The sequence below is a fragment of the Staphylococcus sp. GDY8P85P genome, from assembly GCF_017892405.1.
Lineage (GTDB): Bacteria > Bacillota > Bacilli > Staphylococcales > Staphylococcaceae > Staphylococcus > Staphylococcus borealis.
Map to the genome: position 1 here is coordinate 1 of NZ_JAESLA010000004.1, position 9,384 is coordinate 9,384.

General features: G+C 33.7%; 9 protein-coding genes. 5 read left to right on the top strand and 4 right to left on the bottom strand.

Features of this window, described 5'->3' with window-relative positions:
* Window positions 1–35: 35 nt before the first annotated feature.
* Together KA828_RS13325 and KA828_RS01050 are read right to left on the bottom strand one after the other, a co-directional pair.
* The gene (locus KA828_RS13325) at window positions 36–287 is read right to left on the bottom strand and encodes a rhodanese-like domain-containing protein (RefSeq protein WP_348634760.1); all 252 of its coding nucleotides are present in this window, start codon (window positions 285–287) and stop codon (window positions 36–38) included.
* Between the two features lie 83 nt (window positions 288–370).
* Window positions 371–1,366, bottom strand: a complete 996-nt coding sequence (locus KA828_RS01050; RefSeq protein WP_210125231.1) for a YeiH family protein — start codon at window positions 1,364–1,366, stop codon at window positions 371–373.
* A 115-nt stretch (window positions 1,367–1,481) separates the two neighbouring features.
* Between KA828_RS01050 and KA828_RS01055 the strand changes: the two genes are divergently transcribed.
* Window positions 1,482–2,303 (top strand): LysR family transcriptional regulator, encoded by an 822-nt coding sequence (locus KA828_RS01055; RefSeq protein WP_210125232.1) that lies wholly within the window; start codon window positions 1,482–1,484, stop codon window positions 2,301–2,303.
* 391 nt (window positions 2,304–2,694) lie between these two features.
* Window positions 2,695–3,237, top strand: a complete 543-nt coding sequence (locus tag KA828_RS01060; protein WP_210125235.1) for a GNAT family N-acetyltransferase — start codon at window positions 2,695–2,697, stop codon at window positions 3,235–3,237.
* A 445-nt stretch (window positions 3,238–3,682) separates the two neighbouring features.
* Here KA828_RS01060 and KA828_RS01065 read toward each other — a convergent pair whose 3' ends face one another.
* Entirely contained in the window at window positions 3,683–5,407 is a 1,725-nt protein-coding gene (locus KA828_RS01065) for a glycoside hydrolase family 3 protein (protein WP_210125233.1), read from the bottom strand.
* Between the two features lie 18 nt (window positions 5,408–5,425).
* Complete coding sequence (locus KA828_RS01070) at window positions 5,426–6,262, bottom strand: HAD family hydrolase (RefSeq protein ID WP_107629435.1); 837 nt, start codon at window positions 6,260–6,262, stop codon at window positions 5,426–5,428.
* A 46-nt stretch (window positions 6,263–6,308) separates the two neighbouring features.
* On the opposite strand from KA828_RS01070, the gene KA828_RS01075 reads away from it, so the two are divergent.
* From KA828_RS01075 to KA828_RS01085, 3 genes are all read left to right on the top strand, one after another.
* The gene (locus KA828_RS01075; protein WP_107629436.1) at window positions 6,309–7,526 is read left to right on the top strand and encodes a helix-turn-helix domain-containing protein; all 1,218 of its coding nucleotides are present in this window, start codon (window positions 6,309–6,311) and stop codon (window positions 7,524–7,526) included.
* A 396-nt stretch (window positions 7,527–7,922) separates the two neighbouring features.
* The gene (locus KA828_RS01080) at window positions 7,923–8,561 is read left to right on the top strand and encodes a bifunctional 2-keto-4-hydroxyglutarate aldolase/2-keto-3-deoxy-6-phosphogluconate aldolase (RefSeq protein ID WP_053030292.1); all 639 of its coding nucleotides are present in this window, start codon (window positions 7,923–7,925) and stop codon (window positions 8,559–8,561) included.
* A 4-nt stretch (window positions 8,562–8,565) separates the two neighbouring features.
* Window positions 8,566–9,384, top strand: an 819-nt coding sequence (locus tag KA828_RS01085) for a sugar kinase (RefSeq protein WP_210125234.1), incomplete at its 3' end; no start/stop codon positions are given.

Here is a 9,384-nt window from a genome sequence, read left to right on the forward strand (position 1 = left end):
TTAATACGGATTTAAAATCCAGGGGAGTGCACAGTCTACTTCTCTCTACAACTATAAAAAATAGCTGTGAAAAAATCTATCGTCATAGATTTCTTCACAGCTAATCTTAGTATGTTTACATATCTCCAATCTAAAACATTGTCTTCTAATTCCTCAATCGGCATGGAGATTGCTCCAGGGAAATAGCCACTTTCATATTCTTCTGTGGGACGCACATCTAATAATAATAGTTCACCATTTTCAACTGGAGAGAGATAGTGAACAAAAACAGAAGCCTGTTCAAGGATTGAAGTACAATGATTGAAAAAACGTGCATTTCAGTATTTTAGAATGCATGTTTTGTTGGCATATAAACGTATAACATAATCATCTATGTAAACATTATATACGCGATTAGGAGTGTCACACTAGATAGACAAATTGAAGTAATAAAGATAACGATAGAAGGTTTAAGTGCGCTTGAGATGACGTCTTTTAAAACGATATTTAACCCCAAAGCGACCATTGCCATTAACATACATAACGTTGTGATGACATTAATAATATTCATCAACATTGAAGGTATAGGGATAAACGTATTTATACAAGCCATTAAAATAAAGCCAATTAGAAAATAAGGAATATGAACTTTTTGTTGTTGTTGATCTGAATTTGATTGATAACGCATATACAGAATTAAGACAATACTTAATGGAATGAGTAAAAAAACACGACCTAATTTTCCAAGTAAAGCAAACGTCATTGTCTCTGGTCCACCAATACCTGCTGCTAAAACGACTTGAGCGATTTCATGTAAACTTATACCTGCCCAAGCGCCATAAGTTATCGCAGGTATTTTAAAAATAGCCTCGATGGCTGTATACATTAGCGCAAATATAGTTCCAACTAGCGCAATAATACCTACACTGATTGCGGTGTCTTTTTCTTTAGATTTTAAAATTGGTGCTGTAGCAGCAATAGCTGCAGCGCCACATACACCTGTACCGATACCAAGTAGTATAGAGATATCTTTATTTCCTTTAAGCATACGATTTAAAATTAAAGTTAAACTAATTGAGAAGATAATGACGAATATATCAATTAGTAATAATTTCCAGCCTTTGCCTAGAATATCTCCCATATTTAGTTTTAATCCATATAAGATAATCGCAAATTTTAATAAACGCTTCGATGCAAAAGTAATACCAGGACGAAGATGTTCTGGATAACCTTTGATTTGGCGGTATATCATCGCACAAATGATTGCAATAGCTAAAGCCCCAATTGTATGTAAAATAGGAAATTGAGCTAATATATAACTGGTAATTGCAATCACAAATGTAAATATAATGCCTTTTATAAATGACGCTTGCGTTAATGATTTCATATGTATTTCTCACCTCAATATGAAATCTTAGCACGTTATCGTTATAACGTTAAATAAATAATTAGTATAGTATCTATATCAAAAATGATATATTAGACTTGAAGGAGAATGATACATGGATCCGTATAAGGTATTAATTGAAGTAATCAAAACAGAAAGTTTTACTAGAGCAGCAGAAAATTTATATACGTCACAACCGTCTGTTAGTCGAGATATTAAACGTCTAGAATTAAAATATAATGTAAATATATTTGAATTTAAGTCTCCATATTTAAAACTAACGAATGATGGAGAAAAGCTTTTACAATATGCATTGCAACGGGAAAGTATTGAACAAGAATTATGGCAAAATTTAGCATCTGAATCCGAAACCATCGCAGGCACGCTAACGGTCGGAAGTAGTTATACATATGGTGAATATTTATTATCAGAAAAACTCACCATCCTTATGCAACAACATCCGAAGTTACATATTCATTTACGTATTAATAATTCAGATTCTGTTATAAACGATATTAAACACAATAGAGTAGATATTGGTATTGTAGAAAAAGATATTCAAGATAATGCGATAGAATGTAAAACAATAATTGAAGATGAAATGGTGTATATTTATAAAAAATCAATTAAACCTAGAATGGATATATGCTTCGTTAGAGAAAAAGGATCAGGAACGAGATTTTATCAAGAGGCAGGACTTTCCGAACTAAAATTAAATCCCTATTTAGTAGAAATTAATAATATTAGTATTATTAAACAAATGGCAGAGGCTGGAAATGGATTTGCTATTATTTCCAAATCAGCAATTAATCCTGAAGATTATGAAAATTTAGTGATAAAAACACTTAATGTGAAACGTCATTATTATCTAGTTAAACATGTTGATAAATATATCGATAAAAATATTAGAACTGTCATTGAAACGATTATGGAATAATATATATAAGATGTGGAGGGGGACAAAATTTATCTTAAATGCGCTGTCTCCAGTGTGCTTAGCTTGAGCAATGTCTTAATGAAATACTCTCTGTTGGGCGCCTCAATCACAAGGATGACTAGAACTGGGACAAGCTTGACTTAAGTGCCTTCTTAGTTCAGTCAGTTACTGCGAATTTGCAAAATAGCATTATTATATTATGTATGTTTCAGACTCCAATTTTTTATTGTCGCGGTGAGGAATATAATGTGTCATTTTTTAATTTCAAGCATTTTATGCTAATGCAAAATAGAATGGAATTTAAGCTTTTAATAAAAATACATATAATTGTGTTACTATATATGTAATTTACCGAATAATTTGACAATTTTAACTGGAGGCGATATCGATGATGTTTGGTTATCAAGTGAATGAACATGTGACGTTAAAAATATTAGAAGAGCGTGAAGCGGATCAACTTTTCAACTTAGTAGATAGCAATCGTGATTATTTAGGCGAGTTCTTGCCATTTGTCGAATATACAACTGATGTTGCGCACAGTAAGACATTTATTCAGTCGGCGTTACAACAATTTACGCGTGGTGACGGCTTTCATTGTGGCATATGGTATGACGATGAACTTGTAGGTGTCATCGGCTTGCATTATTTAGACCTTGTTAACAAACGTACGTCTATCGGTTATTATTTGGCTGAGCATTTTCAAAAAAAGGGAATTATGACGGCATGCACAAAGGCGTTGATTCGCTACGTGTACGAAACGTTTGATATTAACCGCGTAGAAATTCAAATGTCGACACGAAATCCGAAAAGTAGGGCCATACCTGAACGACTTGGTTTTACGCAAGAGGGTGTGTTGAGAAGTAACGAACGTTTACGTGGCAAGTTCTCGGATAGTTATGTGTATAGTTTGTTGAGAGAAGAGTATTATAATTAAGCATTTTATACTTATCAGTTCGATTTGACGTTGGATTTAAGTTATTCTACATTTGAACCAACGGTCTTTAATCATAAATTGATAAGGCGTTTTGATACATAAACAAAAAGAATATAAATGAAGAACCTAAATGGTGTATCGTTTTTAATTATACTTCAACTATATTTCTTTTATTGGCATAATAAGTGTTATTTTTCTTCCTTTCTTTGATATCATGAAAAATATTGTCCCACTATTTTTCATGATGAGATTATTAATTAACATCATTCCAAATATTTATATGAAGAATATTTTCATTGTATATTTCTCTTCATATTAATAATAATTAAAATAATTATTTGATAAATTACACATTATCTTGAACAAAGAAAATAACGCTAAGATACGCTCACCTTTGAATAAGAGCGTATCTTAGCGTTTTTGTATAAATTTAAATATTATATGATTATAATTTAGCTTGCCATTTATCTGTCCAGACTAAATCATTTGGCACGCCTTTGAAATCTGACTCGCCCATGATTTTATCTACAACGGTTTCTAATGTTGTTTTATTTGAATGGTACGCGTTGATATAGGCTTTGACCATTGTTGCATCATGTAAGTGTGTTGTGAAATTGAGTGATGTAAAGACGGTAGGCACTTCATGAACGTACCATGGAATTTCGTTACTCATTGCAGTTGACCATCGGATGCGATAGTTATTTTCAGCAGCGTATCCAACGATATTTGCGAATACGAGTGCAGCATCAACGTTATCACGATATTCTAATGTTTTACCTTTTACACGTGTAGAGCCATCATTAACTGTCACATTAAATCCACGATCTTCTAGAATAGATACTAAGTTATGTTCGACAGTGTCATCTGATTTGTAAATACCATTTTTCTCACCTTCGATAATATACAAGCGTATATTCTTGTGTGTTTCAGGGCGTATTGGTAATTGATCTAATGTGTTCTTCACTAATGTGATGCCTAAATCGGCAGCTTCTTGTTGCATTGCCAAGTGTTCATCACAACCGATAACGCTAAGTTCGTCTTCATTTTTAAGTAGTGTACCCTGTGCTTGCTTTTTAGGTAAATGTATTTTAGCTTTTAGTCCTAGAATACGTCTTACAGCATCATTTAGACGGTCGTCAGTGATCACGCCGTCTTGATAACCGTTTAACATGAACTGGAAGTCTTCTTCTAAATCATTGAAGAATAAGAACATATCGCAACCGGCAGCAATCGCTTGAGGCACATAGTCTTCACGTTTCATGGCTGCAGTCATACCTAACATATGACTTGCGTCTGTTACGACTAAGCCATTAAAAGCTAAGTCGTCTTTTAATAAATCGGTAATTAATTCTTTAGATAATGTTGCTGGTAAAATGTCTTTGTCTGCTAACTCAGGATTGAGTTTTTTAGAATAATGAGGTAATGCAATATGACCTGACATGATCATTTCCACCCCATTATTAATGTGATTTTCATAGACTTTTCGGAAACTTTGATCCCATTCATCTGTTGTCATTTCATTTACACCTAATACAAGGTGCTGATCGCGTTCTTCAGTACCGTCACCCGGGAAATGTTTAATACAAGTGATCATATCTTGTGTTTCATTAAAGCCATTAATAAAGGCATTGGTATATTTAATCACGGTTTCTGCAGTTGTTCCATATGCACGTGTGTTCACAATTGTGTTACGCCAATTTTTTAAAATATCAACGCAAGGATCAAAGTTAATGTTAACGCCAAGTGCTTGTGATTCTCGACCAGATACGTAACCTGCATTATAAGCGACTTTACTGTCTTGAGCGGCTTCACATTGAGCTGCTGAAGCGATATACGTACCGTTTTTACAAGCTCCATTGCCACCAGAGTCACAGTTTGCAGCGACAAGTAAAGGCACTTTACTATGTTGTTGTAAATCGTTTAATAGCGCTTGAACTTGTTGCTTGTTTCCGCCTTGATAGCGGGCACCACCGATATGATATCGATTTAAAATATCTTTATTTGTATACTCAGAATCGTTAAAGTCGCCATCTTCTTCTAATGAAAATAAATTAAAGAATAATTGTCCTATTTTTTCTTCATCAGTTAAATGTGACAATGTCTCTTCAACCCATTGAATTTGTTCGTCATTTAAAAAGTAAGGTTTAGCTTTCAAATCTACTCGTGCCATAGTTATCATGCTCCTTTTCTAGTCAAAATTATTATAAAATTGTTGAATTACATGTTCTTGAATAGTATTATCAAACTGATTATTAATGAATAAATTTAAGTATTTGTCTTTAAATTCAAGCCAAGATGTCGCTTCGTTTCCAGCTAAAATTGGATAGAATAACACATCATTATCTTGTGCCGCTTGCATATCGCCTTTAGCATCACCTAGAACGAGTACTTGATTTGCATCGTATAAACGTTTGAGTTGATTAATGCAATGTTTTTTTGTGCCAGCTTCTTGCGCGAAGATGCTAGTTATAAAAGGTGTGAGTTGGTGTTCAGTCCATTCTGTCTCAACTGCTGATAGGTTTGCAGATGAAACAATCACAATATCTGCGTTATGATAGGCGCGCTTTAAAGCGTCATATACATATTCAAAAGGACCAATACTCGGAAGTCGTTGGATGAGTTGATTAACGCGGTTTGACCAGTCTAACGCTAAACGTAAACCTTTTTTATCAGGGTTAGCTTCAATATCTTGTTGCAATTGTGGATTTGAGAATGTCGCCGTCGTATCTACCCATGCTTTAATGTCATCGTAGCCATCTACAGTTCGACCTTGTTGATGCAATTCAGTTAATATTTTTTCAAGTCCTTGAAATCGATTAATACCACGTGTGATTTCATATAGGTTAAATTGATTCCAACGATTTAATACGTCATCTTTGATATCGTCTAGATTCCAAATATCAAGTAGTGCTGGTCCAAATGCACGTTCATGTTTAATGGTCATTGTATCCATGCCACAGCCATCTGAGTCTACGCAGATAAGGTGATCATGTTGTGGTTGAAAATGTTCTAGTGTGTAATTCAATGTTTTCAATCCTTTCTTGTAATAGTCATAAATGAGGGTGATTAATATGATAAATCGAGAAGTTTTTGGTATTTTACAAACGCATGCGTTTGAACTATTAATGGTATCTCTTGAACGATATGATTTGGAAGATCTCAAGCATGTAAGTAGTCACTTGAAATCGCCTTTTACCAATACAAAGAGCAAACGCTATAAAGCAGAACTACAAAAACTTTTAGAAAATATGAAAAGTAATATGATTTACCACTATGTGAATCAATTTGATGCACACTTTTTAATGTTTAAATATCGAAAATCGCATCAAGTGATTATATTAGGTCCATTTTTACTTCAAAGACCGAGTGAAAATAAATGTCTCGAAATGCTTCAAGAAGTCCAAATTAAACATTCCAAACTTACCATCTTAAAACAATATCTTCTGCAAATACCGGTTTGTCAGTATAGCCAAGCGCTCAATATGACGCATCTAGCTGTTCGATATTTAAAAAATAGAAATATTCATTATAGTGTTGAAGATATTGATTTTAGCTTTCATCGTAACCCAGAATCACACGCCAAAGATAAGGCACAATATGAATTTACATTTAATAAGATTAAAGAACGCTACGATATTGAAAATAGAATGCTGACTGCCATACAGAATGGTAATGCTGATGAAGCACTCAATTTATTTAAATTAATGAAAGTTTCAGTATCTGGCATACGACGCGTCACAGATGATTTATTAAATCATAAGTATAGAGGGTTTCTTGTTAATACGTTATGTCGGAAAGCCATTGAAAAGGCTAACGTCAATTTATTGACCATCAATGATATCTCAGGGAAGTATGCTGCAGAAATCGATGATGCCACTGACATTGAAGACTTAGATCACGTAATGGAAAACCTCATTTATGAGTATGCACAGACCGCATTAAAGGTTAAATCTCTTAAGTACAGTGCTAACATTAATACTGTCATTCAACACATCAAAATTAATTTGGATCGTCCACTTTGTCTAAATGAATTGGCTGATTTAGTTGGGTTGGCACCATCATACCTGTCAAGATTGTTTAATCAGGAAACGGGACAATCTGTTTCGCAATATATTATGCAATTACGTGTTGAAAAGGGAAGAGATTTATTAATTCATACACCTATGAAAGTTGATGAGATTTCAAATTACATAGGTTTTAAACAGCAAAGTTACTTTACAAAATGTTTTAAAGCTAAGTATCAACTGTCACCGTTAGAATATCGTAAACAATATAGCTCGGTGAATTAAACTTAGAAGTGATGCGTTGAACTTTGCTTGCAATTTAAAATTATCATTCATTTTTATTTATCACTAGTTCAAGTAATAGAAAATTTAGAAAATTTGCTACTTTTTTAAATTTAAGGTCAATAATTTATAAAAATCATTAAAATTTTACAAAAAATATTAGCAATTTATACTGTTTTTTTAGCATTTATTTTGATGATATTTCGTTGTAATTCATCATCATTAAGAAAATAGAAATATGCTATAAACCCTTTCATATCAAGCTTTTTAGGAGTTTGGTAGGAAGGGTTTATTTTTGCTTGAAAGCGATTTCTGACTGCGCTAAATTGACGATTCGCCATTTGCAAATATAATGAAATTGGGTTGGCAAAGAAATTAGAAATAAGGAGCTTTGCGAAAATGAAAAAAATAAAAATATTAAATCAATTGCATGAAAATTATCTCGTCGCAGTTGTCAGAGGTAAAAGCAAAGATGATGCAATCGCTGCTGTTCAACAAATGATAGAAGGTGGCATTTATAATATTGAGATTACCTTTACAACGCCTCAAGCAGAAGAAGTTATTCGACACTTAAGTGCGACAAGCGATGAACATATCGTCATCGGAGCAGGTACTGTATTAGATAGTGCAACAGCACGAATCGCTATTTTAAACGGTGCTGAATATATCGTAAGCCCTCACTTGGATATTGAAATAGCTAAAATGTGTAACAGATACGCAGTACCTTATTTACCTGGGTGTGGTTCTGTAACAGAAATCGTACAAGCAATGGAATCAGGCGTAGACTTAGTTAAATTATTCCCTGGAGACTTGCTAGGCGCGAATTTCATAAAAAATGTACATGGACCTATACCACATATAGAATTAATGCCTTCAGGTGGCGTATCTTTAGATAATTTAGAAGATTGGTATAACAAAGGTGCTTATGCGGTAGGCATTGGTAGTGCATTGATGAAAAATGCAAAAGATGGAAACGATACTGTAATTAAAGAAAATACAGAAAAATTTGTCAGAAAATTTCAAACAGTAAGTGGGTGAGCACATGTCATTCATTACTTTTGGCGAGATATTGATGCGATTAAGTACACCGCATCACCAAACATTTGAACAGGCACAAGCGTTTGATATTCATTATGGCGGGGCCGAAATGAATGTTGCGATAGGCTTATCAGGCTTAGGTATCGACACCGCAATGGTAACAGCTTTACCTAATAATGATATTGGCGACAACATTATACAACATTTAAGACGTTACAACGTGAATGCCGACAAGGTGAAAAGTGCTAGTGGCAGATTAGGTCTTTATTTTACTGAGAGTGGTTATGCACAAAGAGCAAATCGTCTTATTTACGATAGACAAATGAGTGTATTTAGCCAATTAAATCCTGATGAATATGAAATTGAAAGCATATTGAAAGCGCATGAATGGTTTCATATTACGGGTATTACGGCAGCACTAAACGATGCGTTATTTGAATTCTTGAAAAAAGCGGTCAAAATAGCTAAAACATTAGGTCTTTTTGTAAGCTGTGATTTGAACTTTAGAGATGCGTTGTGGGATTTTCAAACTGCGAGAAGAAAAATGTCTGAGCTCTTATACGACGTGGATTTAATCTTTGGTTATGAGCCTTTATCACTGCCAGGTGAAGATGGCAAAGATTTAAAAGATGGTTTAGATCGAATGGCTAATATTGAAGACATTAGACCGTTTTTAACGAAAATACATCAAACATACAACATTAACTATATTGCATTTACACAGAGAAAAATTTTTAACCACAAAAGAAACCGCTTACAAGGATTTCTTTCTACACCAAATCAACTCGAACAAACTGAAACAGGGCTCTATAATAAATTGGAC